The organism is Streptomyces sp. NPDC001732, assembly GCF_053596315.1.
The window spans coordinates 26,660-51,928 of record NZ_JBSFFY010000037.1; the positions used below are offsets into that span (position 1 = coordinate 26,660).

Annotated in this window: 27 protein-coding genes; 19 read left to right on the forward strand and 8 right to left on the reverse strand. The window is 72.7% G+C overall.

Features of this window, described 5'->3' with window-relative positions; genetic code table 11:
* The first annotated feature begins 125 nt into the window (after positions 1-125).
* The gene (locus ACWCXX_RS27850; protein WP_451131861.1) at positions 126-662 is read left to right on the forward strand and encodes a hypothetical protein; all 537 of its coding nucleotides are present in this window, start codon (positions 126-128) and stop codon (positions 660-662) included.
* A gap of 154 nt (positions 663-816) precedes the next feature.
* Here the strand turns inward: ACWCXX_RS27850 and ACWCXX_RS27855 are convergent, their stop codons facing one another.
* Together ACWCXX_RS27855 and ACWCXX_RS27860 are read right to left on the reverse strand one after the other, a co-directional pair.
* Positions 817-1,647 (reverse strand): SAM-dependent methyltransferase, encoded by an 831-nt coding sequence (locus ACWCXX_RS27855; protein WP_451131863.1) that lies wholly within the window; start codon positions 1,645-1,647, stop codon positions 817-819.
* A complete protein-coding gene (locus tag ACWCXX_RS27860; RefSeq protein WP_451131865.1) occupies positions 1,644-2,513 on the reverse strand; it encodes a helix-turn-helix domain-containing protein in 870 nt (289 codons plus the stop codon). Before ACWCXX_RS27860 ends, ACWCXX_RS27855 begins: the two co-directional genes overlap by 4 nt.
* Before the next feature lie 167 nt (positions 2,514-2,680).
* Between ACWCXX_RS27860 and ACWCXX_RS27865 the strand changes: the two genes are divergently transcribed.
* Positions 2,681-2,983 (forward strand): hypothetical protein, encoded by a 303-nt coding sequence (locus ACWCXX_RS27865; RefSeq protein WP_451131867.1) that lies wholly within the window; start codon positions 2,681-2,683, stop codon positions 2,981-2,983.
* Between the two features lie 293 nt (positions 2,984-3,276).
* On the opposite strand, the gene ACWCXX_RS27870 is transcribed toward ACWCXX_RS27865, so the two are convergent.
* Entirely contained in the window at positions 3,277-4,212 is a 936-nt protein-coding gene (locus ACWCXX_RS27870; protein ID WP_451131869.1) for a nitrilase-related carbon-nitrogen hydrolase, read from the reverse strand.
* 49 nt (positions 4,213-4,261) lie between these two features.
* On the opposite strand from ACWCXX_RS27870, the gene ACWCXX_RS27875 reads away from it, so the two are divergent.
* A complete protein-coding gene (locus ACWCXX_RS27875; RefSeq protein ID WP_451131871.1) occupies positions 4,262-5,197 on the forward strand; it encodes a LysR substrate-binding domain-containing protein in 936 nt (311 codons plus the stop codon).
* Positions 5,198-5,240: 43 nt separating this feature from the next.
* Here the strand turns inward: ACWCXX_RS27875 and ACWCXX_RS27880 are convergent, their stop codons facing one another.
* On the reverse strand, positions 5,241-5,861 hold the full coding sequence (locus ACWCXX_RS27880) for a DNA-binding protein (protein WP_451131873.1): 621 nt from the start codon (positions 5,859-5,861) through the stop codon (positions 5,241-5,243).
* Positions 5,862-5,964: 103 nt separating this feature from the next.
* Here ACWCXX_RS27880 and ACWCXX_RS27885 point away from each other — a divergent pair, with 103 nt between their 5' ends.
* Positions 5,965-6,432: a hypothetical protein gene (locus ACWCXX_RS27885; RefSeq protein WP_451131875.1), complete on the forward strand. Its 468-nt coding sequence runs from the start codon at positions 5,965-5,967 to the stop codon at positions 6,430-6,432.
* A gap of 43 nt (positions 6,433-6,475) precedes the next feature.
* Complete coding sequence (locus tag ACWCXX_RS27890; RefSeq protein WP_451131877.1) at positions 6,476-7,618, forward strand: serine/threonine-protein kinase; 1,143 nt, start codon at positions 6,476-6,478, stop codon at positions 7,616-7,618.
* Between the two features lie 39 nt (positions 7,619-7,657).
* On the opposite strand, the gene ACWCXX_RS27895 is transcribed toward ACWCXX_RS27890, so the two are convergent.
* Complete coding sequence (locus tag ACWCXX_RS27895) at positions 7,658-8,563, reverse strand: endonuclease/exonuclease/phosphatase family protein (RefSeq protein ID WP_451131879.1); 906 nt, start codon at positions 8,561-8,563, stop codon at positions 7,658-7,660.
* 380 nt (positions 8,564-8,943) lie between these two features.
* Here ACWCXX_RS27895 and ACWCXX_RS27900 point away from each other — a divergent pair, with 380 nt between their 5' ends.
* Both ACWCXX_RS27900 and gap read left to right on the forward strand, forming a co-directional pair.
* Positions 8,944-9,900: a GlxA family transcriptional regulator gene (locus ACWCXX_RS27900; protein ID WP_451131881.1), complete on the forward strand. Its 957-nt coding sequence runs from the start codon at positions 8,944-8,946 to the stop codon at positions 9,898-9,900.
* A 103-nt stretch (positions 9,901-10,003) separates the two neighbouring features.
* On the forward strand, positions 10,004-11,002 hold the full coding sequence (gap, locus tag ACWCXX_RS27905; protein WP_451131883.1) for a type I glyceraldehyde-3-phosphate dehydrogenase: 999 nt from the start codon (positions 10,004-10,006) through the stop codon (positions 11,000-11,002).
* On the opposite strand, the gene ACWCXX_RS27910 is transcribed toward gap, so the two are convergent.
* Both ACWCXX_RS27910 and ACWCXX_RS27915 read right to left on the reverse strand, forming a co-directional pair.
* Positions 10,920-11,447, reverse strand: a complete 528-nt coding sequence (locus tag ACWCXX_RS27910) for a DUF6368 family protein (protein ID WP_451131885.1) — start codon at positions 11,445-11,447, stop codon at positions 10,920-10,922. The two genes, gap and ACWCXX_RS27910, sit on opposite strands and share 83 nt — an antisense overlap.
* Positions 11,448-11,679: 232 nt before the next feature.
* The gene (locus ACWCXX_RS27915) at positions 11,680-12,195 is read right to left on the reverse strand and encodes a hypothetical protein (protein WP_451131887.1); all 516 of its coding nucleotides are present in this window, start codon (positions 12,193-12,195) and stop codon (positions 11,680-11,682) included.
* 166 nt (positions 12,196-12,361) lie between these two features.
* Between ACWCXX_RS27915 and ACWCXX_RS27920 the strand changes: the two genes are divergently transcribed.
* The 7 genes from ACWCXX_RS27920 (at position 12,362) to ACWCXX_RS27950 (ending at position 17,973) form a co-directional block, all read left to right on the forward strand.
* The gene (locus tag ACWCXX_RS27920) at positions 12,362-13,555 is read left to right on the forward strand and encodes a hypothetical protein (RefSeq protein WP_451131889.1); all 1,194 of its coding nucleotides are present in this window, start codon (positions 12,362-12,364) and stop codon (positions 13,553-13,555) included.
* A 56-nt stretch (positions 13,556-13,611) separates the two neighbouring features.
* Positions 13,612-13,788, forward strand: a complete 177-nt coding sequence (locus tag ACWCXX_RS27925; RefSeq protein WP_451131891.1) for a hypothetical protein — start codon at positions 13,612-13,614, stop codon at positions 13,786-13,788.
* Positions 13,785-14,384, forward strand: a complete 600-nt coding sequence (locus ACWCXX_RS27930; RefSeq protein ID WP_451131893.1) for a cysteine hydrolase family protein — start codon at positions 13,785-13,787, stop codon at positions 14,382-14,384. Before ACWCXX_RS27925 ends, ACWCXX_RS27930 begins: the two co-directional genes overlap by 4 nt.
* Positions 14,385-14,460: 76 nt before the next feature.
* Positions 14,461-15,009 carry a GNAT family N-acetyltransferase gene (locus ACWCXX_RS27935; RefSeq protein ID WP_451131895.1) on the forward strand — a complete coding sequence of 183 codons (549 nt, stop codon included), beginning with the start codon at positions 14,461-14,463 and terminating at the stop codon, positions 15,007-15,009.
* Between the two features lie 410 nt (positions 15,010-15,419).
* On the forward strand, positions 15,420-15,857 hold the full coding sequence (locus ACWCXX_RS27940) for a hypothetical protein (protein WP_451131897.1): 438 nt from the start codon (positions 15,420-15,422) through the stop codon (positions 15,855-15,857).
* Between the two features lie 79 nt (positions 15,858-15,936).
* Complete coding sequence (locus tag ACWCXX_RS27945) at positions 15,937-16,866, forward strand: hypothetical protein (RefSeq protein ID WP_451131899.1); 930 nt, start codon at positions 15,937-15,939, stop codon at positions 16,864-16,866.
* Between the two features lie 93 nt (positions 16,867-16,959).
* Positions 16,960-17,973 carry a MarR family transcriptional regulator gene (locus tag ACWCXX_RS27950; protein ID WP_451131901.1) on the forward strand — a complete coding sequence of 338 codons (1,014 nt, stop codon included), beginning with the start codon at positions 16,960-16,962 and terminating at the stop codon, positions 17,971-17,973.
* Positions 17,974-18,070: 97 nt separating this feature from the next.
* Here ACWCXX_RS27950 and ACWCXX_RS27955 read toward each other — a convergent pair whose 3' ends face one another.
* Entirely contained in the window at positions 18,071-19,099 is a 1,029-nt protein-coding gene (locus ACWCXX_RS27955) for a hypothetical protein (RefSeq protein ID WP_451131903.1), read from the reverse strand.
* Positions 19,100-19,576: 477 nt separating this feature from the next.
* On the opposite strand from ACWCXX_RS27955, the gene ACWCXX_RS27960 reads away from it, so the two are divergent.
* From ACWCXX_RS27960 to ACWCXX_RS27980, 5 genes are all read left to right on the forward strand, one after another.
* Positions 19,577-21,208, forward strand: coding sequence for an nSTAND1 domain-containing NTPase (locus ACWCXX_RS27960; RefSeq protein WP_451131905.1), 1,632 nt, complete (start codon positions 19,577-19,579; stop codon positions 21,206-21,208).
* A 110-nt stretch (positions 21,209-21,318) separates the two neighbouring features.
* Positions 21,319-22,029, forward strand: coding sequence for an HAD family hydrolase (locus ACWCXX_RS27965; protein ID WP_451131907.1), 711 nt, complete (start codon positions 21,319-21,321; stop codon positions 22,027-22,029).
* Positions 22,030-22,176: 147 nt separating this feature from the next.
* Positions 22,177-22,602 carry a hypothetical protein gene (locus ACWCXX_RS27970; RefSeq protein WP_451131909.1) on the forward strand — a complete coding sequence of 142 codons (426 nt, stop codon included), beginning with the start codon at positions 22,177-22,179 and terminating at the stop codon, positions 22,600-22,602.
* Positions 22,603-22,740: 138 nt separating this feature from the next.
* Entirely contained in the window at positions 22,741-23,895 is a 1,155-nt protein-coding gene (locus ACWCXX_RS27975) for a PLP-dependent cysteine synthase family protein (RefSeq protein WP_451131911.1), read from the forward strand.
* Positions 23,892-25,154 (forward strand): MFS transporter, encoded by a 1,263-nt coding sequence (locus tag ACWCXX_RS27980; protein WP_451131913.1) that lies wholly within the window; start codon positions 23,892-23,894, stop codon positions 25,152-25,154. The genes ACWCXX_RS27975 and ACWCXX_RS27980 overlap by 4 nt, the downstream gene beginning before the upstream one ends.
* Positions 25,155-25,269 lie beyond the last annotated feature (115 nt).

Below are 25,269 nucleotides of genomic sequence, written 5' to 3' on the forward strand. Positions count from 1 at the left end.
GCCTTCCCGTCCTGCTGCCGTTATGACGTGTGGGGGTTTCCGATGGGATTCGTCGGACTTCCACCCCTCCAGTGACTACCGTACGAACGCGTTGCGTTGCCCACGGTTATCCGAGGAGGAACACCATGTCATCACCCTGCGACCCCGCGTACGCCCCCGCCGGCGATGTGGGTGTAGCGCTCATGGCGCTCGACTCCCATCTCAAAGCCGTCTACGACGGCCAGCCCGGTGCCGACTCCGAGCAGCAGCAGTTGATGGACCAGTTCACTGCGTCATTGGGTCCCGCGGAAGTCGATGACGTGGTGGACGGCATGTGCACGCTCGTCTACATGTTCATGCAGTGGCTGCGGGTGACCTATGAGGAGCACGACAGGGACGTCATCGAGTACGTGGTGCCGAGCTTCGTGGCCTCGATGCGCATGATGCCCAAGAGCGTCCGCCCCGAAGTGATTCCCACCATGACCGGGCTGGTCGTCGCGGCCGGCACCGGCCTGAGCCCCAGCCTGTGGCGCAAGCAGTACGGAGACTGGACCGAGAACGAGATGAACTCGCTGGAAGCCACGGCCCTGCTGCTCGCGGACCACATCAACCGGCTCACCGACGACCACGACTTCGCCACCCGCATGGTCACCAAGGCTCTGTCCGTGGCGACCCAGGACTGACGCGCAGCACCTCGGCCCGAGCCTGTCGGTGCGTCCAGGGGCCCGGGGGCGCCTCCCGCGGCCCCCACGATGCCGGGTGTGTTCGATGGCCGAGACGCCCGTGGCACCACCGAGCGCTCCGGGGCCGGCCGTGGACGGCCGGCCCCGGGGCGCGTCAGACGACCGGCTCCCCCGGCTTTCCGGACACGCCCCGGGCGGTCTTGTAGGCGACGTACCCCCATTGCTCGGTGTCCGGGCCGGGGCCGGTGTGCGGGTCGGGGAACCAGCGGTTGATCGGGCCGAGGCCGGGCGGAGGGATGGTGAGGCCTTCCGCCATCGCGGCCATGGCCTCGGCGGAGCTCGCCGCGTAGGGGATGGTCCCGGAGGCCGCGTAGGACTCGTTCGCGGCGTCGACCTCGGGTGACGCCAGGGTCGTGCACAGCACCAGGCAACTGCCCGGTGCGAGGCGGGCCATGTACCTCTGGACCAGGGCGGCGGCCTCGGCGGGGTCGGTGACGTGGCCGATGACGGCCATCAGCATCAGCGCGACCGGCCGGTCCGGGTCCAGCGTCCGCGCGGCGTGGGCGAGCACCGTGTCCGGGTCCGTCAGATCGGCGTCCACGTAGTCGGTGGCGCCCTCGGGTGTGCTGGTGAGCAGGGCGCGGGCGTGCGCGAGGACGATCGGGTCGTGGTCGACGTAGACGATCCGGGCGTCGGGCGCGACGCGCTGCGCGACCTCGTGGGTGTTGTCGGCGGTCGGCAGTCCGGTGCCGATGTCGAGGAACTGCCGGTACCCCTCCTCTCCGGCCAGGTGCCGTACCGTCCGTCCGAGGAAGGCGCGGGTGGCGAGGGCCAGGTCGACCGCGCCGGGGTACTCGCGTTTGATCTGCTCGCCGAGTTCCTGGTCGGCGGCGAAGTTGTCCTTGCCGCCCAGCAGGTAGTTCCAGAACCGTGCGGAGTGCGGTTTCTCGGGCTGGAGGTCCAGGTCCTGCGTGCCGTCGGTCATGAAGGGGGTTCCTTTCCGGTTCGGATGCGGTTGGTCGGGGGCGGGGCGAGGGCCGCGGTCGCGTCCATCGCGGCGAGGTAGGCGAGGACCGCCCCCTGGTCCTCCGTGACCGTGGTGGCCTCCGGGTGAAGGCCGCGCACGATCAGCCGGTCGGCGAGTTGCTGGTGGGTGTAGCGCAGGATGTCCGCGGATCCGCTCAGCAGCAGCGGGTGCTGGCCGGCCGTTGCGGTGATCACCTGCAGGGTGACTGCCCCCCGGCGCTCGGCGAAGTGGTCCAGGTGGGCGAGCTGCTCGGCCATCACCTCCTGGTCCCCGATCACCCGCTCCAGTACGACGTTCTCGATCAGGGCCCACAACCGTACGGGACGGTCCGTGCGGTGGATGGTGTGCTGTTGCCGTTCTTCCAGGAGCCGCAGCCGTCGGCCGATCTCCTCCGGGTCGGCGCGGGGGTGCCGCAGTTCCAGGAGTGCGCGGGCGTAGCCGGGGGTCTGGAGCAGTTCGGGGACCACGCCGGGGGCGTAGGTGCGGATCAGGCTGGCCGCTGATTCCAGGTCGATCACCCCGGCCAGGTGGTCGGGGAGGATGTCGCGGTACGGGTGCCACCAGCCCGGCTGCCGCGCCTCCTCCAGCGAGGCCAGGACCGCCTCCGCCTCGGGGTCCGGGGTCCCGTACAGGCGCAGCAGGTGGCTCACCGTCGCGCGGCGCGGGGCGGTTCTGGCGAGTTCCAGACGGCTGAGTGTCATTTCGTGCACGCCGAGCGCCGCAGCGGCGGCCTCCAGGGTGAAGCCCGCGGCTTCACGCCGGGCGCGCAGCTCGGAGGCGAACAGGCGCAGGGCCACAGTGGGGCCGGAGCGGGGCCGTGACACGGGCAGATGAATCCCTTCTCGGTCGGCGGGTGCCACCCTCCACGATCCAGCAGCTCCCGCTTACTCGCACTCTGCAGGGTTGCAGAGTGTCGGGTCATCTTTGATAGTGGTTTAGGCCACACGGCTGAAAGCATTCCCTCGGCCGTCCCGTAGGAGTGGAGGCATCCATGTACGTCTGCATGCCGGCAGCCCTCGGCTCGATCCCTCACGCCCAGCGCGTCGTCGCTGCGGAGCTCCGGTTGCGGCACTGCCCACCTGAGCAGATAGCCGACACTCAGCAGGTCGTGACCGACCTCCTCAATCCGCTCTGCCGGGCGGCAGAGGTCCGTCAGTACGGCCTCACCATCCAGCAGTCCCCCACCACCCCGGGCGCGGTCCGCGTGAGTGTGAACACGGGCGGCACGAACGTGCAGCGCGAGATCCCCATCCCCCGGCCCCGGCCTCCCGTCGACGACCTCCCGGGGCTCTGAACAGGGTCCCGTCCCCTTTCCGGGTCGCGGACGCCCCGGAGGCCCCTGGGGACGGCGCCGCCGATGAACGCGGGGGCGGTCGCGGCGGAGTGCGGCCCGCCACGGGAGGGGAAGGCGGGGGAAGGGAAAAGGGGCGGGGAGGAGAAGGCCGCGAGCCCGGGGCAGGGACGCGGAGCTGAGGCAGGGACGCGGGGAAAGACTCGGGCATGGGCGCCGGGCACGGACGCGGGCCTGGGCGCGGGGCAGGGGTTCGGCGGGCTTTCCCGTCGAGGCCGGCGGGTGTCGGCGGGCGGTCAGGGGTGCGCGGTGCGCGGCGTCTCGTCGACGCCGAGGGTGAAGACGTCCGGGCGGGCGTAATGGCCGACGGGGTCGAAATCGAAGCGCGCACGGGCCAGTTCACCGAGATCGAGTTCGGCAGTGAGGATGCCCTCGCCGTCGCGCAGCGGGCCCGCGAGTACCTCGCCGAGCGGGGAGACGATGGTGGAACCGCCCCCGATGAGCACGGTGTCCGGCTCGTCGCCCTGTACCGGGTGGACGTCGGCCGGCAGGGCGGAACGGAGCAGGTACTGGTTGGCACTCAGCACGAAGCAGCGGCCTTCCAGCGCGATGTGTTTCATGGTGGCCTGCCAGTTCTCGCGGTCGTCGACCGTGGGGGCGCACCAGATGTCCACGCCCTTGCCGTACAGGGCGGTGCGGAACAGCGGCATGTAGTTCTCCCAGCAGATCGCCGCCGCGAAAGCCGCCCGCCCGGCCTGCATCACCGGCATGGTCGAGCCGTCGCCGCTCCCCCAGATCAGCCGCTCGGCCGCGGTCGGCATCAGTTTGCGGTGCTTGCCGAGATATCCTTCCGGGCCGAAGTAGAGGGCCACGCAGTACAGGGTTCCGCCCGCGCGCTCGATGGCGCCGACCACCGCGTGCACGGCGAGCTCGCGGGTCACGTCGGCCAGGCGCCGCACCTCGGGCCCGGACATCTCGACGGCCGATTCGAAGTAGCGGCGGAACAGCTCGCGCCCCTCGGGAGTGCGGCTGCCGACGGTCACCCCGAAGTCCAGGCCCTTCGGGTAGCCGCCGAGGTACGCCTCCGGCAGCACGACCAGCTGGGCGCCGCGCCCGGCCGCGTCGCGGATCCACTCCTCCGCCGCGGCGAGATTGGCGGGGGTGTCGAAGAGCCGGGCGCCTGCCTGGACCACGGCGACGGCGAGCGTGCGGGAAGTCGTGGGTGCGTGCATGGCCCAGACTTTACGAAGCACCTTCCGTCGCGTGAAACCAATAGTTGCCATGCCTGATATTTATGACGTCGATTTTCGCAAGGCCGATCTGAATCTGCTGGTCGTCTTCGCCGCTCTGATGCAGGAGCGCAGCACGACCCGCGCCGCTGCCCGCCTGCACCTGAGCCAGGGTGCGGTCAGCGCCGCCCTCGGACGGCTCCGTCGGCTCTTCGGCGACGAGCTGTTCGTCCGCTCCGGCCACGGCATGACGCCCACCGCCCGCGCCGGGGACCTGGCCCGGACCATCGGCCCCGCCCTGGTCGCCCTGCGGGGTGCGATCGTCGACCGGGGTTCCTTCGATCCCACCAGCAGCCGCCGCACCTTCGTCCTGGGCATGTCCGACGACATCGAGGCCCATCTCATGCCCCGCCTCGCCGCCGCCCTGGTCACGACGGGCGCCTGCGGCTCCGGCCCCCGTGTCTCCGTGCGCCAGACCAACCGGGCCACCGTCGACGCCATGCTGGACGGCGGCAAGATCGACCTCGGACTCGTCGCGGCCCCCGCCCACGACCCCGAGCACCGCCAGACTCCCCTGTTCACTTCCGGCTACACCTGCCTCTACGATCCCGGGCTCCTCCCCCTGCCCACGCCGTTGACGCTCGACGCCTACCTCGCACATCCGCACGTGCTCATCTCCTACGACGGTCGCCGCGGCATCGTCGACGACCTGCTCGAAGCACAGGGTCTCAGCCGGCGGCTCCTCACCTCCACGACCCACTTCGCCGGCGCCGTCCCCCTGCTCAAGGCCGTGCCGTCGCTGGCGACCATGCCCCGCCACGCGGCGGCGACGTTCGCCCGCACCGCCGGGCTCAGAGCCGTGCCGCCCCCGCTGGTGATGCCGGACTACACCGTGTCGATGGTCTGGCACGCCACCTCGGCCGCGGACCCGGCGCTGATCTGGCTGCGGGAGGCCGTCCGCGGTGCGGCGGGGGTGGGAGAGTCCTGAAGGTTGCCGGTGGTCCGGCTCGCCGCTCGTCGGCAGCGCTCCTTCAAGGGCCTGCGCGGCGGCCACCGGCGTCGTGACCGGCGCCGAGCCGGCGGACGAGGTCCACGGCCTCGTCGGTTCTTCCCGCGCCGCAGGTGCGGAGGATGTCGGCGAGGCCGGGGTGGTCGGCTTCGAGGAGGGCCGCGGCCGCCACGATCTCCGCGGCGCCGGCACGGGAGTTGAGCAGATCGCGCAGCCGCAGGGCGAACTGCGCGTCCAGGTCCGGGCCCTGGGCCGGGCCGGGGGCGGGGGTCGGCACCGGGGCCGGGTGGGGAGGGGCGGGCGGGAGCGAGGCGGTGCCCAGCGAGTCCTGGCCGGGGGTTCGGCTGGCCTTGATGGTCGCCAGCGTCTCGCGTGCGGTCGCGGCCGGTACGGTGCCGGCGCGGACGTCGTGGGCGAGGCGGAGCGCCGCCGAGAGGCGGGCCGCGGCGTCGGGATTGGCGATCCGGGCGCGCTGGGCACGCATGACGAGGCTGAGCATGGCCGGCGAGACGCCGAGGATCTCCGCGAGGCCGGACTGGGTCACCGAGAACAGGGTGCACAGGTCCCGGCAGAGTTCACCGAGCGGGGCGCCGTACCACTGGCGCTGGAGTTCTTGGTTGCGCGTCGTGGCGGCCTGGTCCATGGGGACACCCTAGGAGCAGTTTTTACACTTGTCAAAGAAGGTTTTCATGTGTCAATCTCCCTTCCGGAAGTCCGACCCACCCTCGAACTGACGGGATGTCATCGTGTCCTGGACGCGCACCACTTCGCTCGCCGCCGTCGCCGCCCTCGCCGTCTTCGGTCTGACCGCCTGCGGCAGCGACGGCGGCGAACCCGAGGGCTCCGGCAAGCCCGCCGCCACCGCGGCTCCGGACGCCGCCCCCTCCGGCGATGACGCCGCCCCCTCCGGCGATACGGGCGCCTCTTCGGACGATGCCACCGCCTCCGGTGTGAAGGCCCCGGACGACCTGCCGGCCGGCCTGCCGCTGCCGAAGGGCGAGCTCACCTCCGTGACCGGAAGCAAGAACGCGTACGTCCTCACGTACCGTACGGACGACCCCGAGGCCACGCTCGACGCCTACCGGTCCTCCCTCGAAGGCGCCCAGTACACCGTGGTCGACATCGGTGGCACGTTCACCGCGAGCTCGGGCACGACCGCCGTACAGATCACCACCACCGCCGACACCGTGATCCTCACGCTCGCCGGCGCCTGACGCCGATGCGCCCATGCGCCCATGCGCCGGTACGCTACGGCGCATGGAAGCAGGGGGGATGCTCGCCGACCGGTACCGGCTGCTCGCGCCGATCGCGCGCGGAGCCCAGGGCACGGTCTGGCGGGCCGTGGACACGCGTCGCGGCGAGGACGTGGCGGTGAAGGTCACCGGCGGCGCCGACATCGAGGCGCTGCTGCGGCTCGTGTGCGAGCAGTCGGTACGCATCGGGCACCCCCATGTCCTCGCCCCCGCCGACTGGTTCGTCCGCGACGGCGAGGCCTGGCTGGTGCTGCCCTTGGTCCGCGGCGGCACGCTCGCCGGGCTCCTCGCCGACTACGGCGAACTGCCGCCCGCCGTGGGCCTGCTCCTGGCCGAACAGCTCCTGGACGCGCTCGTCGCGGTGCATGCCGCCGGCCTCGTGCACCGTGACGTCAAACCCTCGAACGTCCTCCTCGCCGCGACCGGGGCCGCCCGCCCCCACGCCTACCTCGGTGACTTCGGCATCGCCCGCGTCCTGCCCCACCTCCAGCTCACCGCACCCGCCTTCGTTCCGGGCACGCCCGACTACCTCGCCCCCGAGATCCGTGCCGGGGCCGACAGTTCCCCCGCCCAGGACGTCTACGCCGCCGGGCTCGTACTGCGTGCTCTGGGCGCCCCACCGGCACTGCTCACCGCCATGACCGCGGAGCGGCCCGAGCACCGGCCCACCGCCGCGGCGGCCCGCGACGCGATCGCCGCCGCCCGCGGCGCCCTCGGGGCCGAGAACTGGCCCCTGCAGTGGCAGGACGAGACCTTCATCGTCCCCGACCAGCTCGGCGACGCGCCCCTTCCCGCCGCCGACCGCCCATCCCACCGCCGACGCCCCTGGACGGCCCTCGCCGTCGGCGCCGCGCTCCTCGCGGGCCTCGCCACGACGGCAGTGCTGATCAGCGGCGATCCCGGCGGCCCGGACACCCCCGGCGGGAGCAGCCCGTCGGGCGCCCCCACCCGCACCGCCCCCACCCGCACCGTTCCCGCCGACGCCGAGCGCGGTCCCGCCGACCCCGAAGGGCCTGCCGCCTTCAGCTCCTGTCCCGCGGATCAGGAGTACGTCGTCGCCTTCAGCCCCGAGGGCTACGCCCTGTCGTGCGCGCACGTCCCCGGCACCCGGCGCTACGAATGGCGACCGATCACTCCCGAGGACTGACCCCGGCCGTTCCCTGCCGAGCCGATCGAGGTCGCTTCTTCAGCCCAGTTCGATCCGGGCGATGACCGGCAGGTGGTCACTGCCGGTGGGCGGCAGGGTGCGGATCCGGCGGACGGTCGCCGAGCGGGCCATGACCTGGTCGATACGGGCCACGGGAAGGGCGGCGGGGAAGCTGAGGGCGAAGCCTCGCTCCGCCGTGTTCATCCGCGAGGTCAGCGGGGCCAGCCCGCGGTCCTCGACGGTGCCGTTGAGATCGCCGAGCAGGAGGACCGTTCCCACCTTCTCGGCGGCGACGGCCTCGCCGAGAAGGCCGGCGCTCTCGTCGCGCCGGGAGGACGCCAGGCCGCTCGCCCGGACGCGGACCGAGGGCAGGTGCGCGACGTACGTCGCGATGGCGCCGTGCGGCGTGTGGACCACGGTCCTCAGCCCCCGGCTCCAGGGCTCCGTGATCCCTCTGGGTTTGATGTCCACCGGCCGGGTGCCGGTCAGCGGATGCTTCGACCAGAGTCCGACGGTGCCCCGGGCGACGTGGTACGGGTGGCTCGGGGCGAGGGTCCGCGCGTACACCGCCAGTGCCGGGGGCACCAGTTCCTCCAGCGCGATGAGGTCGGGCTCGGCGTCGGCCAGGGCGCGGGCCGTACCCGCCGGGTCGGCGTTCTCGTCGCTGACGTTGTGCTGCACCACGACCAGGTCGTGCGGCCCGGAGCCGGCCCCGGGCAGGAGCAGCCCGCCGAAGAGGTGCGTCCAGGCCGCCATCGGCAGCAGCAGCGCAACCAGCGCGGTTGCCGAGCGGCGCAGCAGAGCCAGGACGAGCAGCACCACGACCATCAGGCCGAGCCACGGAAGGAACGTTTCCAGCAGGCTGCCCAGGTGGCCCACGGAGTTGGGCACCGCCCGGTGGAAGGCCATGAGCACGGCCGTCAGCACCGCGAACGCGGCGGGCACCCGCCCCTGCCCCCGGCTCCGGACCGGCCGGCGCCGTGAAGCCCGCTTCGCGCTCCCACTCGGTCGGGGCTGTGAATCCCGCTCCGGGCCCCCGCCCGCAGCCCACGGCCCGGGCAGGCGTCGCGTCCCCCGGGCCGCCCGTGCCACTGTTGTCTTCTCCGTCACGGCTCCCCCGTCCGCTTGACCTCGCTGCCCAGCACGGGAGCCTACTGATCCGGTGACAACCGCCGTTCCTCGCCGACGCGGAACGCCGGGGCATACGGGGTTGCGGTCGTCGGGACGGCCGGTGGAGCGCTACGGGGAGGGCTGTCCGGCCGGTGCCGTCCGCCCGTGGTCCACGCGGTGGGCGTACCGAAGGCGCCCCACGTAACCTCTCTCCCGTGCCAGCATCCCGTCTGTATCGCGTCGCCGTCCTTGTGCTCGACGGCGCGAAACCGCTCGACGTCGGAATTCCCGCGCAGGTTTTCGCGACCCGCGCGAGCATGCCGTACGAGGTGCGGGTGTGCGGGGCGGCACCGGGTCTCGTGACCGGTGGCGACGGCCTGTCGTACGACGTCGCCCACGGCCTTGACGCACTCGCGTGGGCCGACATCGTCTTCGTGCCCGGGTATCGGTTCCCGGACCGCGACGACCCCCCGCGGGCCGTCCTCGACGCGTTGATCGCCGCCCATGCCCGGGGCGCGCGGCTGGCCGCCATCTCGACGGGCGCCTTCGCGCTCGCCGCCACGGGCCTGCTCGACGGCAGGCGCGCCACGACGCACTGGCACTACACACGGGCGCTGGTGACACGGCATCCGTCCGTCCGGGTCGACGAGAACGTTCTGTTCGTGGACGAGGGCAGCGTGCTGACGTCGGCCGGCGCCGCCTCGGGCATCGACCTGTGCCTGCACATCCTGCGCGGCGACCTCGGAGTGGCCGCGTCGAACCATGCGGCCCGGCGCCTCGTCGCGGCCCCCTACCGCAGCGGTGGTCAGGCGCAGTACGTGCCGCGCAGCGTGCCCGAGCCGCTCGGTGAGCGGTTCGCCGCCACCCGCGAGTGGGCGCTCCACCGGCTCGGCGAGCCCCTCACCCTCGGGGCACTCGCCCGGCACGCGGCGGTGTCGCCGCGCACGTTCTCGCGGCGCTTCGTCGAGGACACGGGATACACACCGATGCAGTGGGTCATGCGCGCCCGCGTCGACCTGGCCCGCGAGCTGCTCGAGCGTTCGGAGCGGAGTGTCGAGCAGATCGCCATCGACGTCGGCCTCGGTACCGGCGCCAATCTGCGGCTGCACTTCCAGCGGATCCTCGGCACGACGCCGAGCGAGTACCGGCGCACCTTCACTCAGGGCGAGTAGCCCGCCGCCACGTGGCGAGATCCTTTTGAACCATGGCGATCATGCCGCTGTCGTGGGCGGATGCAACGCGCGAGATTGATGGCGAACCGAAGGGACACCATTCATGACTCGCATCGCCATCAACGGATTCGGCCGCATCGGACGCAACGTGCTGCGCGCACTGCTGGAGCGCGACAGCGACTTCGAGGTCGTCGCCGTCAACGACCTCACGGAGCCCACCGCGCTCGCCCGGCTGCTGGCCTACGACTCGACGTCCGGCCGCCTCGGCCGCCCGGTGAGCGTCGACGGGGACGTCCTCGTCGTGGACGGCCGCCGCATCAAGGTGCTGGCCGAGCGCGAGCCGGCGCAGCTGCCGTGGGCGGAGCTCGGCGTGGACATCGTCCTGGAGGCCACCGGCCGCTTCACCTCGGCCAAGGCCGCCCGCGGCCACCTCGACGCGGGTGCGAAGAAGGTCCTGGTCAGCGCCCCGTCGGACGGTGCGGACGTGACGCTCGCGTACGGCGTCAACACCGACGCGTACGACCCGGACGTGCACACCATCGTCTCGAACGCCTCCTGCACCACCAACGCGCTCGCGCCACTGGCCGCGGTGCTCGACGAGCTCGCCGGTATCGAGCACGGCTTCATGACGACGGTGCATGCCTACACGCAGGAGCAGAACCTGCTCGACGGTCCGCACCGCGACGCCCGCCGGGCCCGTGCCGCCGCCGTCAACATCGTGCCGACCACGACGGGCGCCGCCAAGGCGATCGGTCTCGTGCTGCCGAACCTCGACGGCAAGCTGTCGGGCGACTCGATCCGCGTGCCGGTTCCGGTGGGTTCGATCGTCGAACTCAACACGACCGTCGCCCGCGAGGTGACGCGCGACGAGGTTCTGACCGCGTACCGGGTCGCGGCGGAGGGGCCGCTCGCCGGCGTGCTCGAGTACTCGGACGACCCGCTCGTGTCGTCCGACATCACGGGCAACCCGGCCTCGTCGATCTTCGACTCGGCCCTCACCCGCGTCGACGGACGCCACGTCAAGGTGGTTGCCTGGTACGACAACGAGTGGGGCTTCTCGAACCGCGTGATCGATACGCTCGGCCTCCTCGCCACCCGCTGACCGGGCGCCGGGGCGGTGCCCCGGCTCCGGCGACCGCATCATCGCCCGGCGCCTCCTGCGAGTGCTCTGGTCGGCCGTTCGGGCCGACCGGGGCGCCCAGTCGCTCCGCGGGCACGTTGACGTCGAAGTACCCGGGTCGCATCTCGTCGAAGCGGGAGGCGAGTCCCACGATCAGAGCGCGGAACTCCCGCAGTGCAGCCGGGGAGACGGGCTCCGCCAAATCGATCACCAGTGTCGGGCCGGACATGTCGGGAGCCCAAGGGCTGTCCCGTAATGCCTGGTGGATCGGAGCGCGGCGTCGGATGCGGTGCATCGCAAGGCGGAGGGGCACCCGCATGCTGGATGTGTTCGGGCGTTCCGGCAACGCGGCGAGGACGGGGTCTCCCCTGCTCGGGCGCGGCCGAGAGCTCGGGGAAGTGGCTGTCGTCGTGCGCCCGCCAGGCATTGCGGGACAGCCCTTGGTGCTTCGGCCGGCTCCGCCGCCGCTCAGTTCTTCCCGTGCCGGATCCAGTTCCTCGGCGTGGCTGCGTTCTGGGGCCTGCCCGGCCGGGGTCCGGTTCCGGCTGCGGCGTCGGAGATCCTCCGCCGGTGTCCGGGCTGCTTCTCCACGGGCCGGAACGCCGGAGCGGTGGCCGGTCGGGGTGGTCGTTCCTTCTGGCGGTACGGCGGCCGGTTCGTCACTCGTCGTCGTCGACGCCTTGGACGTCGACGGGCCGAATCCCGTCGAAGGTCACGAGGATTCCATGGGGGTCGCCCATGTGGAGCCCGCTCTCGGCGAAGCGGATCATCCAACTCCGGTCGGTCCACACCGTTGCCTCGGGAAGTCCCCATGGCGGCTCCGGAAGGTCCAACAGGTCCAGCTCCTCGGCCGTGAGTCCGAAGTGTTTCTCCCGGAGTCTGATGCGGCAGTACTCCGTGGCCTGGGCGACGAAGGTGTCGAACCGGCTCACGACGTCGTGGGCGAGCCGGAGGGTGGCCGGCTGCGGCGGGGCCAGCGGTTCGGTCACCAGACTGACCGCGGTCGGGTCCGCGCCCGCCGGTGCCGGGAAACCGCCGGTCCAGCAGGCCAGTGAAGGAGGGCTCTCCACCCGTCCCAGCACGAGCCCGGCAATGTGCAGGGTCGCGGGCAACTCCGTTTCGGCAGCGGGTTCCGCGCTGCCCGAGCCGCTCGGCGGTACTCCGTTGACGGACATTCGCCCAGCATAGGCCGGAGCCGTGCACGGCCGACGGCCGACGCCCGTTCGTACGGGGCCGATGCCTCACGCCGTGGCTGTGCTCCGGGCACGGGGCGGGCGGAAAACACGTTGGCCGACCGCTGTCGAGCTGCGACGATGTGCCTGTTTCCCGAGCGGAGGACATTTGTTCGTTTTCGTGTGCGTGGGGTGCGGCGCTGAACTGACCGCTCCGTTGTCCCGGGTCGCCCTGCCGGTCCACGCCCATCAGCAGTACGGGAACGGGCTTCAGCTTCCGGTGCTCATGGAACCGGGGACGTTCGCCGTGGAACCGGAGCCCTGGGGGCCGCCGTGGCGGAGGTGGGAAGAGGTCGGCCCGGACGAGGCGGCGGCCCGCGGTGTCCACGCGCCGGTCCCTGCCCTGTCCGACGGTGCGCCCGGGGCGATCGTCGTCGCGCCCGGAGACACCCGCGGCACCGTACTGATCCCGGAGAAGCGCGGTGGCGCCTGCTGTGGCCTCGCCGGGGCCGACGGCCCCAACACCGCCTGCGGGGCGTGCGGTCTGCCGGTGGCGAGCCGGATCGACGACTGCTCGCTCTGGCAGGCCGTGTGGCTCGCCCCGGACGCCGTGCTCCGCCTGCCTGTCGAAGGCGCCGACGCCGGACCGCTCTCCTGGACGGAGCTGATGGCGGAGGGGAAGGGCGTGCCCCCGTTCGAGCCGATGGCCCCGTGGGGATCGCTGTCCGGGGCGAGTCACCGGTGGTCCTGGAGCCCGCAGTGGGAGGCGGCAGCGGGGCAGGCGCTCGCCCACCTCCTGGTGGCTTCGGAAGGCCGGGCGGTGACCGTCCCGGACGGCCTGGCCACGGAGATGTTCCAGCGCGCCCTCGACGCTCTGCTGCCGGCCGCCCCGCCGGCGCGGCGCGCCGTCCTCGCCGGACCGGAGCTGCCCGCCCCCGACGTGGACGCCGGCATCCTCCTCGTACCGTCCCATCCGCAGACCGGGGAGGTCTGGGCCCCTGCCGCCCCGGCGCACCCGGTGCCGTTGCCGTTCGGGGTGTGGCTCCGGCTGGTCCTTCCCGAGCGGCAGCTGCCCGTTCCCACGTCAAGTCTCGTGCCCGGCGGCATACTTCGCGACGATCCGCCCGCACCGGGCGTCGATGATCCGTTCCGGATCGACCTCGGAGCGTTCCGGCGCACCCTGGCCCGGCTGCCGGCCGTCCGCGCCCCGTGGTTGCGCGAGATCCTCGAGCACCCCGCACGGTACATGCACGCGGGCGACTTCCAGCCGGCCGGCGGAAGGCTCCGGACCCCTGCCTCCCGCCCCGGGACCGTTCTGCCGCCTCCGAACGGGGTCGGACGGCGGTGCCCTCCGACGTGGTGAACACCCGCTGTCCGTTCTCGGCGGAGAGTGCCGGCACGCCCGGGACCGCCGTCCCCGTGTGCGCGCCCGAGGATGCCCCGGACGTACCGGGCCGCCTCACCGCGGCAGGCCGCCTGGCGGAACTCTTCCCCCGCGGGCACACTGCCACGGTGCCGTTGGCCGTGCACGACCCGGGCGCGGAGGACCCCGCCCGCTTCAGCGCCGAACCGATGTCGTTCCTGGAGACCGTATGAGCAGTGCCCTTCTCGTGATGGACGTCCAGCGGGCCGTCGTGGACATCGCCGACGACGGCTCCGGCTACCTGCCGCGCCTGCGCAGGGCGATCGATGGTGCACGGGCCGCAGGCATTCCCGTCATCTACGTGGTCATCGCGTTGCGTCCGGGCTTCCCGGAAGTCGACCCGCGCAACAGGGCACTCACCGCCGTCGCGCGAGCCGGGCTCCATGTCGAGGGCGACCCCGGCACCGAAATCCACCCCGATGTCGCGCCCCTGCCGGGCGAGGTGGTGGTCACCAAGAGACGGGCGAGCGCGTTCTCGGGCAGCGACCTCGACGTGGTGCTCAGGGCACGTGGCATCGACAGCCTCGTCCTCACCGGCATCGCCACCAGCGCCGTGGTGCTGCACACCCTGTGCCAGGCCAACGACCTGGACTTCGGCCTCACCGTCCTCTCCGACGCCTGTCTGGACATCGACGCCGAGGTCCACCGGTTCCTCACCGAGAGGCTGTTCCCGCAGTGGGCGGACGTCGTCACCGCCGACGACTGGCTCGATGCCATCGCACCCCATGAGCGGCAGGGCATGCCGTCGGACGGCCCCGGGACGGGCTGACCACGCGGGCCCGCCTCGCCGCCGCCGTCGGTCGTCCGGGGCTTCCTGCCCGATGGGGGTCCGATAGGTTGCTGCCATGAGTGAACTCGGCCCCGTCGCCTGGCCCCCCGCTCCGATCAGGACCGAGCGGCTCGTGCTCCGCGAGTCCGGGGCCCGGGACCGTGCGGCGTTCATCGAGCTGTTCGCCTCGCCGGAGGTGGGCGCCTACGTGGGTGGTCCCCGACCGCGTGAGGAGCTCGAACGCGCGATGCCCGAGGTTCCCGGGCGGCGCCCCGGTCTTTTCGTGATCGATCTCGACGGAGCGATGATCGGCACCATCGAACTCAACCGGCGCGACGCGGAGCGTCGGAGTCATGCCCGTCCGGATGCCGGGGAGGCCGAACTCGGCTATCTGTTCCTGCCGGAGGCGTGGGGACACGGGTACGCCGCCGAGGCGTGCGCGGCGGCGCTCGGCTGGTTCGCCGACGCGTTTCCCGGCGAGCCGGTGGTGCTCTGCACCCAGACCGCCAACGGCCGCGCGATGCGTCTCGCGGCGAAGCTGGGGTTCACCGAGGTGGAACGGTACGAGGCGTGGGGCGCCGAGCAGTGGATGGGCGCCTGGTCCCCGGCCGCACCGCCCGCCTGAGCCCGCACGCCGGCACGGATCCACGAGGACACCGATCGTCGCTCTGCGCCGGTGAACCGCTTCGTCGCCTGCCGGGGCGCGACCGGTGCGCCGCGACCGTGTCCGCCACCGGGCCGCTTCCGGGAGGTCCCGCCGTACGCCCGCGACGCCCATCGGGGCCTCCCGGCTTTTCCGGGCACGACCCCGGACACCGCCCTCCCCACGGATGCCTTCAATGCCCGGACAGCAGAAGAAGCTCGTCCCGACCGGTGTGGTTAGCGGGTGAATTCGCCCTTGTTCGGCTCATGCCGAATCACCTCGCGAAGCGGTCTCGTGCTCGCGGAAGCTCTGAGACATCAGGCGCGGTGGCACCCCGGCGGGCATCAGCCCGGGATGGCCACGCGTACGACACCACCGAAACGAGGGAACGCATGCGTGCACGCAAGAGACTGGCGGCAGTGAGTGCTCTGGCCGCGGTGGTGGCCTCGGCCGGAATGCTGCTCGGGGCCTCCCCGGCATCCGCCGGACCCAACTGCTCGTCCGGCTACCACTGCGTGTTCTACCTGGGCATCCACGACTCGGCCCGTCACTCGTACTTCAACAGCGACACCGACTTCGGCAACGACACCTTCAACCAGCTGACGAGTCGCGCCGGCGGCGGCCGGACGGTGCACAACAATGTGGTTTCGGCCAGTAATTCGAGCAGCAGCGGGTACGAGAGCCACTACTACACAGGGGTCGGCAGCGACTGGGGCGGCTTCCTGTTCTGCGTGAACCCGGGCTCCTCCGTCGACTACCTGCCGAGCAACCTGCAGAACCGGGCGAGCTCCCTGCAGGTGCGGAGCACGACCGACATCAAGTGCTACTGATCCATCACCGCACCGGCCGGGGGCAGCGGGCCACGTCCTGTCGCTGTCCCCGGCCCACGGCCCGGAGAGAAGACCGTCCATGTCCTCAACACGCTCCACGCCCTCCCCCGGAACCCGGCAAAGGCGTCTCGGCATCGCTTCGCTCGTCCTCGCCCTCCTCGCTGTCGTCGGCCTCGCCGCCTGGACCCTGCACGGCCACGGCGCCTCCCCCGCCCCGCAGGCCGATCGTCAACTCCGCCCGATTCCCGCCTCGTTGCGCGCCCGGCTCCCTCTCCATCCTCTGCTGTACGCGCCCGTGGCGACGTCCCGGCGGGTGCACGAGGCCGAACAGCGGCTGATCACCGCCTGCATGGCGAAGCACGGCTTCCGCTACGAGGCCGCGCCCCTGCGGGCCGGGGCGGGCCCTGCCGGGGGCGGGCCCGTGCCGTTCGGCATCGAGACTCTCGACTCGCGGTCCGCTGCCGCCCCGCCCTCCGCGCAGCCCTCGGAACGGCCGCGCGGAGAAGCGTTCGCACGGGCCCTCTACGGCGACCCGAAGCACAGGATCTCCGCCCGCAACAAGGCGATCAGCGTGCACCGGCCGGCCACGGGGTGTCTCGCCGAGGCGCAGACCCGGCTGCTCGGCGCGGGCGGCCGCCAACGCGACCTCACCCTGCGGCTCCGGCTCGACCAGGGCGAGCGCGACGCCCTCCGGGCACTGGCCCGGGACCCCGCCCACCGGCGCGCCACCGCCCGCTGGCGCTCCTGCGTGCGCCGGGCCGGTGTGACGGCCGGGGACCCGCAGCGCCTTGCCGCCGGGCTGCGCCCGGACGAGCCGCTCGCCGCCCAGCCCGCGGCCCGTGCCGACCTCGGCTGCAAGCGGACCACCGGCTATCTACGCCGGGCCTACGGACGGCTGGCCGTCATGCAGGGGCACTGGCTGGACGCCCACCGGGGAACGGAGAGCGCCTGGAAGGTGTTGCGGAAACGGGAGGCCGACGCCGCGGCCCGAGTCCTCAAGGGCCGCTGACGGGGCCCCGATTCGACGCGATTCGGTCTGTACCGGCCACAGCACTTCGAGAAGGATCGCCCGGGACGGTGCCGCACCGGACTCGGGGGAGCTGTGGTCTATCGCATCCACTTCACGCTGGACGATCTGGCCCGGACCAGAGTGGCGCAGGCGCCGCCGCCACTGTGGGAACTGAGCATCTCCGTAAGACAGTTGCAGGATCGCGCCCACCCCGTGCCGTTCGCGGCCTGGCGCCGCCGGGCCGTCGCGGGCCTGCTTCCCGAGGCCCGTATGGTTCTCGATCTGATCCCGCCGCAGGGCTGGGCGCCCACGTTCCTCGCCCCCTCCAGCACGGGCGACCCGCAGGAGGTCCTGGAGCGGGTCCGTGCCACCCCGCGCGCCCGGATCCGTGCGAGCCTGGCCGCCGTCGCCGAGTTGCAGCCCATGCCCGTCTGGGCCCGCCATCTGCCCGACGACAGGCACCGGCTCGAACAGCTCTTCACCGGGCTGGAGAACGTCTACGACCGACTGCTGAAACCCCACTGGTCACGGATCACCAGCTTCACCGCGGCCGATCACGGGGTGCGCGCGCAGCAGGCGGCCGCCGGGGGCATGGAACGTCTCCTCGCCTCCCTGAACCCCCGCCGCATCCGCTGGAGTCCACCTGTGCTGGAGGTCGCGATGGCCTCGGGCCGCGAGGGCGACCTCCACCTCCGGGGCAGAGGGCTGCTCCTCGTCCCGTCCGTCTTCGGCATCGAGGCACCGGTGATCGAACCGAGGGCCGAGCCCCAACCGACCCTGACCTACCCGGCGGGCCTCGACCAGCACGCCCGTGCGCTGCCCCTGCACACCCCGTCCGCGCCGGAGCACCCGTCCCCGGGTGCGGCCCCGTCGCTCGCCTCGGTCCTGGGCCGTACCCGGGCCGACGTGCTCCACACGATCGCCGCCCATCCCTCCTGCACCACCAAACAGCTCGCCGCCTTCCTGGGCGTCGCCCCCGCCAGCGCGAGCGAACACGCCACGAGCCTGCGGGAAGCGGGCCTCATCCACACGGTGCGCAACCGGAACACGGCGCTGCACAGTCCGACGAGCGTGGGCATCGCCCTCCTGAACGCTCCGCGGACGTAGCGGCTGCGAACGGCTCGGCCCCGGCGGGGGCCGCGGGGGCGGGGCCCGTGGTCGGGGGCCGGCGGGGCACCGCGCGCCGGGCTGTGCGGGGCGACCGTCAGGTCGCTCGACGTGCCCGTGCGGTGGGGGTGCGGCCGTTCTGGGCCTCCTGGGCGCGTTCCGCCACCATCTGTGCCAGCGCCTCCAGCGTGGCGACCTGGTAGTCGTCGTTGTTGCCCACCTCCGACACGGCGACGACGGTGGTGCCCACGCGTATGTACGCCTGGCCCTCCCCCGCCGAGAGTTCGAGGGCGAACGCCTGGTCGCCGAGGGCCGGTACGGCCAGCGGCTTGGCTTCGTCCTTCTGTTTCATCCGCCGCTCGAAGTCGTCGTGGACGCGTTGTGCGTCGTCGACCGAGGCGCAGGCGACCACCAGGAATGAGGCGGACTGGTCGTAGGGGTCGTGGAAGGACGCCTGGCCCACGCTCAGGATCCCCGCGCACTGTTCCTCCGACAGCTCGGAGCAGGCTTCGTCGCCCGATGCGAGAGTCGTCGTGGACCTGCTGGTCCAGCCGGTCGGCATGCTGTGCAGGTCGGGCACGACGGCCTTGACCGTCGCGGGGTCCTCGAGCACGGTGACCCCGTGTCCGGCGCCGGGCGACGGCGCGCCTTCGTCGCCGATGGCGAGCCGGGCCAGACCGTAAACGGCCAGAACCAGCACGACGGCCACCGCGACGACCGCCACGAGCGCGCCCGGGTCGCCCTTGCGGATCCTGGTGACCGCCTGGTCGCCGAGCACGAAGGTGCCACGGGCCCGCCCTCCGCGGTCGATACTGATGCTGCCCGTGTTGGCGGGCTGTCCGGTCGGTCCGGGCGGGGCCAGGACGCTCGTCAGATACGCGGCGAACGCCGGGTCCTCGGCCAGCACTCCCGCCAGTTTCTCCCGCAGCCGCGAACGCGCATCGGGGTCGTCCGGTGTCCGCTCCACCTCCGATACGGCTTCCTCCCCCTGGTCGACGTTCCGCAGCCGACCGCGTACCAGGTCGACGACCATGCCGCCGGCCGCTCCGCCCGCTGCGGTCGCCGCGGCGGCCGTGGCCCGTGCCACCGCGTCCACCGCCGCGGCCGCCAGATCCACCCCGTTCATCCGTGTCTCCTCAGTCCCTTGCATCCCTTCGACCACCCCCGGAACGAGGCTGAACAGGCCGGAACGGGCCGGAGGTCGTGCGTCCGCGGGTACTCGCCCCGTGCGGGGCGCGGGCTCGGGGACGGCCCCACCCCCCGTCGATGGGGCCGTCCGTTGTGCCGAGGCGGTTCGGTCGGTGTCACAGGTCCTGGAGCACGGTACGGACACCGCCGCGACCACCGGCACCGCCGTGCCACGCCTGCGCATGCGCAGGTCCTCTCCTCGGCGGGCAAAAGGTCCGTGGCCCGCCGTTGCGCCCAAGTCTCGGGCCATCGGGGTTTGTTGCGCAGGTCCTCTCGTACGATGAAACAATCTCCTGCCGTCGGCGGTGGCCGGTGGCGGGGCCCGGCCGGTCGGCCACGGCGCGAATTCTTCTTGCGGGCAGCACAGCGGCGCGGTTGGGTCGGACCCCGGCACGAGTGGGGAGGGCAGGAGGGCATGGGCCGACACGAGAATCCGCTCGACGCCTCGGCGGGTCCGGTCGCCGAGCTTGCGAGCGCGCTGCGTCGGCTCCGCCATGACGCGGGCAGCCCTCCGTACCACCGGATGGCCCGTCGCTGCTCCTATTCGGTCACCACCCTCTCCCGGGCCGCGGCCGGCAAGCAATTGCCCACCCTCGCCGTCCTGCTCGCGTACGTCGAGGCGTGCGGTGGCAACGCCGATGCGTGGGAGGCGCGCTGGCGTCACGCGTCGGAGGCGCTCGCGGCCCAGGACACCGACCGCGGGACGCCCCCGTACAAGGGGCTCGCCCGGTTCGACCACACCGACCACGCCCTCTACTTCGGTCGTGAGCGCCTCGCCGACGACCTCTGGGCCCTGGCCCGCGAGCAGCGTGCGGTAGCGCTTCTCGGCCCTTCCGGGAGCGGGAAGTCCTCTCTTCTGCGTGCGGGGCTCGTGCCCCGGCTGCGTCGTCCGGAGAACGGTCCGGCACGCCCTGCGGCGGTCCGCATCATCACCCCCGGCGAGCGTCCGCTCGCCACCCATCGCTCGCTCCTGTCGTCCGCGGGTGCCCGCACGGCCGACGTCTTCCTCATCGTGGACCAGTTCGAGGAACTCTTCACACTGTGTCACGACCCGGTCGAGCAGAGGGAGTTCGTCGATGCCCTGCTCACGGCCCGGAGCCCGGCCGGCCGCCTCCGGGTGGTCCTGGGGATCCGCGCGGACTTCTACGCGCGCTGTCTGGAGCATCCGGGTCTCGCGGCGGTCATCCGCGATGCGAGCCTGCCCGTGACCCGGATGAGCTCTGCCGAGCTGCGCGATGCCGTCGTCGGACCGGCGCGGGCACACGGGCTGGTCGTCGAGCGCGCGCTGACGGCCCGGCTCACCGCCGATGTCGCCGACAACGGCTTCGCGCTGCCGCTGCTGTCCCATGCTCTTCTGGAGACCTGGAACCGGCGGCGCGGCCGTACCCTCACCCTGGATTCCTACGAACAGGCCGGCGGCATGCGCGGTGCGATCGCCCAGAGCGCCGAGGCCGTCTACGCGCGGCTCGACACCGCCCAGGCGGACATCGCGCGCCGGATCATGCTGCGGATGATCGCTCCGGGAGCCGACGGCGTCCCCGACACCCGTCGCGCCGTCACCCGGGCCGAACTCGCGTCCCTGGGCAGGGGGCAGGAGGCGGACAAGGTCCTGGAGTCGCTGGCCCGTGCCCGGTTGATCACGCTCGACGGGACCACCGCCGGCCTGGCGCACGAGGCCCTGATCGACGCCTGGCCCCGGCTGAGCGGCTGGATCGAGCGGGACCGCGAGAGGTTGCGTTTCCAGCGCTGGTTGACCGAGGCCGCCAGTGCCTGGGAAGCAGTCGGACGGGACCCCGGCGTGCGGATCTCACCGGTTCGCCTCGCCCAGCTCGGCACCCATGCCCCGCTTGCCGACCGGGCCGAACTCACCTCCCTCGAATCGGACTTCCTCGCCGCGGGCATCGCCACGCACCGTCGCACCCTCCGCAGCCGCCGCGCGGCACGAGCCATGGGTTCCCTGCTCGTGGCGACGACCACGCTCGCCGCGGCCATGGCCTGGAAACAACAGCGGCTGCTCCAGGAGCACCGGTCACAACGCAGACAGTGAAGGTGAACCGCCCCGTCGAAGCACGTCCCGGCCACGGGCTCCGTGGCGTATCGCCCACGGATGCCGGGAGGGACGACCGCCCTTCCAGGACGGCGGGCACGGTGCGTGCGGTGGTGTTCGACGTCGGGGAGACGCTGGTCGACGAGACCGGGCTGTTCGGTGGCTGGGCCGACTGGCTGGAGGTGCCGCGGCATACGTTCTCGGCGCTGATCGGAGCCGCCATCGCCCGTGGTGGCGGCTTTGGCGAGGCGTTCGAAGCGGTCCGGCCGGGCTTCGACTTCCGCGCCGAGTGCCGGTTGCGGGAGGAGGCCGGAGCGCCGGACCGCATCCGCGAGGAGGACCTCTACCCGGATGCCCGTGCTTGCCTCGACGAGCTGCACGGCCTCGGTGTCTGGGTGGGCATTGCGGGGAACCAGCCCGCGCGAGCCGGGCACGACCTCCGGTCCCTGCGTCTGCCGGTGGATCTGGTGGCCACCAGTGGGGAGTGGGGCGTCGGCAAGCCCGATCCGGGGTTCTTCGAGCGAGTGGTGGCAGCGACGCCGTTCCCTGCGGAGGAAATCCTGTACGTGGGGGACCGGGTCGAACGGGACGTGGCCCCGGCGAAGGAGGCGGGGTTGCGGACAGCGCTGCTGCGCCGCGGACCGTGGGCATACCTGCACGACGGGGGCGACGGTGGAGCAGATCTGGTCCTCGACGGGCTGACGGCGCTGCCGGCATGGGTTGCCGAGCGGCGTCGGTCCCCCGTGCGCCCGGGGTCCGGTCACATCGCTGGTGCGACGAGCGATGGCCCGCTCGGACGTCGGGGCGTCCAGGAGGACTGAGGGGGCCTCGCGTTTCCTTCCCGCACCCGGCCGGGCGGCCTGCTCCTCGGCCGTGGTCCCGGCCCCGGGGACCGGCCGGTGGCTTCGCCGGGTTTCTCCAGCCCCCTAACAAGCACTTTATGTAACTGATCGCATACGCTTCGTGTCGTGCTGATGCGGGCGGGCCTTCGCGTGCCCCGGCCTGTGCTGTGGCGGCTGGTGCCGGTCATGGTGCTGGCCGGGCTGTTGCACCTGCTCGGCTGCGCCCACGGCGCGCAGGCCGACGGGCTGTCACGAGCCGATTCGCTGCCGGTCGTCGCAGCCGTCTCCTCTCCCCCCGCGCCCCCTCCCGCAGCAGACGTTTCGGCGCTGTGCGATCACTGCGTCGTCGCGGAATGCGCGGCGGACGAGCCCGCGGCCGCCGGTCCCCGGACGGACCTGCTCCTGCCCCCCGCGCTCGGCGGTGAGCCCCTCGGAACCGATGCCGCCGAGCCGCCGCCCGTGAAGAGCCGGGCTCCGTGCCGCGGCCACGGTGGTGAAGAACGTACGGAACACGGTCGGACGCGCGCCGTGCTGGGGGTGTGGCGGACCTGAGCGGACCGGGCCGCCGGCCGTGCTCCTGAGGGCACTCGACGGCGGCGCCGCGTCCCCGACGGTTCCGTTCTCGAACATCCCGACTCGCCCCGTACTGCCCCGGGCAGGCACGGTGGCGGTCGACAGGAGACCTGTGCAATGAACTCCACTCTCATGCCCTCTTCCGCCCCCGCTCCGGCGCAGCTGCTGGGCGGTGCCACCCGCCGGGCCCATTCCCCGGCCTCCCTGGTCGGCGACACGCCGGTGCTGTGGGTCGGCGATCCCTTCACGCAGGCCGGGCGCGGTTTCTGGGCCAAGCTCGAAGGCCACAATCCCGGCGGGATCAAGGACCGCACCGCCCTGTTCATGGTGGAACGCGCCCGGGAGCGCGGCGATCTGCTGCCCGGCGCGCGGATCGTGGAATCCACCTCCGGCACGCTCGGCCTGGGCCTGGCCCTGGCCGGGATCGTCCACGGGCACCCGGTCACCGTGGTCACCGACCCCGGGATGGAGCCCCTGGTGTCGGGGCTGCTCACCGCCTACGGCGCCGACGTGCAGACCGTCGCCGAACCGCATCCGGTGGGGGGCTGGCAGCAGGCCCGCCGGGACCGGGTGGGCGAACTCCTGTCGGGTCACCCGGGCGCGTGGTGTCCGGACCAGTACCACAATCCCGACAACGTGGCCGCCTACGCGGGCCTGGCCCGGGAGCTGGTCGCCCAACTCGGGCGGATCAACGCCCTGGTGGTCAGCGTGGGTACCGGTGGCCATTCCGCCGGGGTGGCCTCGGTGCTGCGCGGCTACTTCCCCGCGCTGAGGGTGGTGGGCGTCGACACCTGCGGCTCCACCATCTTCGGGCAGGAGGCCACGCCACGGCTGATGCGGGGGCTGGGCAGCAGCATCTATCCGCGCAACGTCGACTACGCCCTGTTCGACGAGGTGCACTGGGTCGCGGCCGGTGAGGCGGTGTGGGCGGCGCGGGCGCTGGCCCGCTCCCGGTATGCCACCGGTGGGTGGAGCGTGGGGGCGGTCGCCCTGGTCGCCCGGCACCTCGCCGCGACCCTCCCGGCCGAGGCCCGGATCGCGGCCGTGTTCCCCGACGGCCCGCACCGCTACGCCGGGACCGTCTTCGACGACTCCTGGTGCCGGGAACACCGGCTGCTGGGCGGCGAGCCGGCCGCCGTCCCCGACGAGATCGCCCACCCCGGGGAACGGGCCGTCACCCGGTGGACGAAGTGCGAAGCCGTCCTGGACCCCGTCCCGGCCGGCGCGGGACGGGACGCCGGTGGCGCGCGCCTGGCGGGGGCGGCCCGGTGAAGGCCCTGTGGATCTCCACCCGGAGCTTTCCTCCCGCGGTGCGGCTGCTGATGGTCAACCAGTTCGCCATCAACCTCGCCTTCTACATGCTCATGCCCTACCTCGCCGCCCACCTCTCCGGTGAGCTCGGCCTGGCCGCGTGGGCGGTCGGCCTGGTCCTGGGCGTGCGCAACTTCTCCCAGCAGGGCATGTTCCTCATCGGCGGCACGATCGCCGACCGCTACGGCTACAAGGCGCCGATCATGGCCGGGTGTCTGCTGCGGACCGCGGGATTCGCCCTGCTGGGCATCGTGGAGAGCCTGCCCGTGCTGGTCGTCGCCTCGGCGGCCACCGGATTCGCCGGCGCCCTGTTCAACCCCGCCGTGCGCGCCTACCTGGCCGCCGGGGCCGGGGAGCGGCGGGTGGAGGCGTTCGCGACGTTCAACGTCCACTACCAGGCCGGCATGCTGGCCGGGCCGCTGGTCGGACTGGCGCTGCTGGCCGCCGACTTCCGCCTGGTCTGCCTGGTGGCAGCGGGCATCTTCGCCGCCCTGACCGTCCTGCAGGGCCGGGCCCTGCCCACCCGCCGGGCCGCCGGGCGGGCGGAGGACCGGGGCGGGGTGCTGGCGCAGTGGCGCACGGTGGTGGCCAACCGGCCGTTCCTGCTGTTCTCCCTCGCGATGATCGGCTCGTACGTGCTGACCTTCCAGGTCTATCTCGCGCTGCCGCTGGCCGCCGGGGAGGCGTTCGGCCCGGCGGGCGCGAAGGCCACCAGCCTGCTGTTCGTGCTCTCCGCGGCGGTGGCCGTGGCCGGGCAGTTGCGGCTGACCGGCTGGGCGAAGGCGCGCTTCGGCGGCGACCGGGCCCTCACGCACGGGCTGGCCCTGATGGGCCTGGCGTTCGTGCCGCTCGCCCTGGTCTCGGCGAGCGGCAGGACCGTACCGGCCGGTGCGGCGCTGGCCGTGCTGGCGATCGCGGTGATCGCCCTGTCGGTCGGCAGCGCGATCGTCTACCCCTTCGAGATGGACACCGTCGTCTCCCTCTCCGGCGACCGCCTCGTCGCCACCCACTACGGCCTCTACAACACCGTCTCCGGGCTCGGCATCACCCTGGGCAATCTGGCCACCGGCGCCCTGTGGGACTACGCCGCGCAGCACCGTGCGTTGTGGCTGGTGTGGGCCGCCCTGGCCCTGACCGGGGCGGCCTGTGCCGGGGCGGTGCTCGCGCTGGCCCGCACCGGGCGGCTCCATGCGCCCTCGCCGCGGGCCGCGCTCGTCTGATCGCACCCGTTCCGGTGCCGGGCGGGCCCGGCATGCGGCGGGTCCCGGGGGTGCCCGGTCCGCAGCCGCGGGGAGGGGCGGGTTCACCGTGCCGGGTTGTCCACGCGGACGAGGG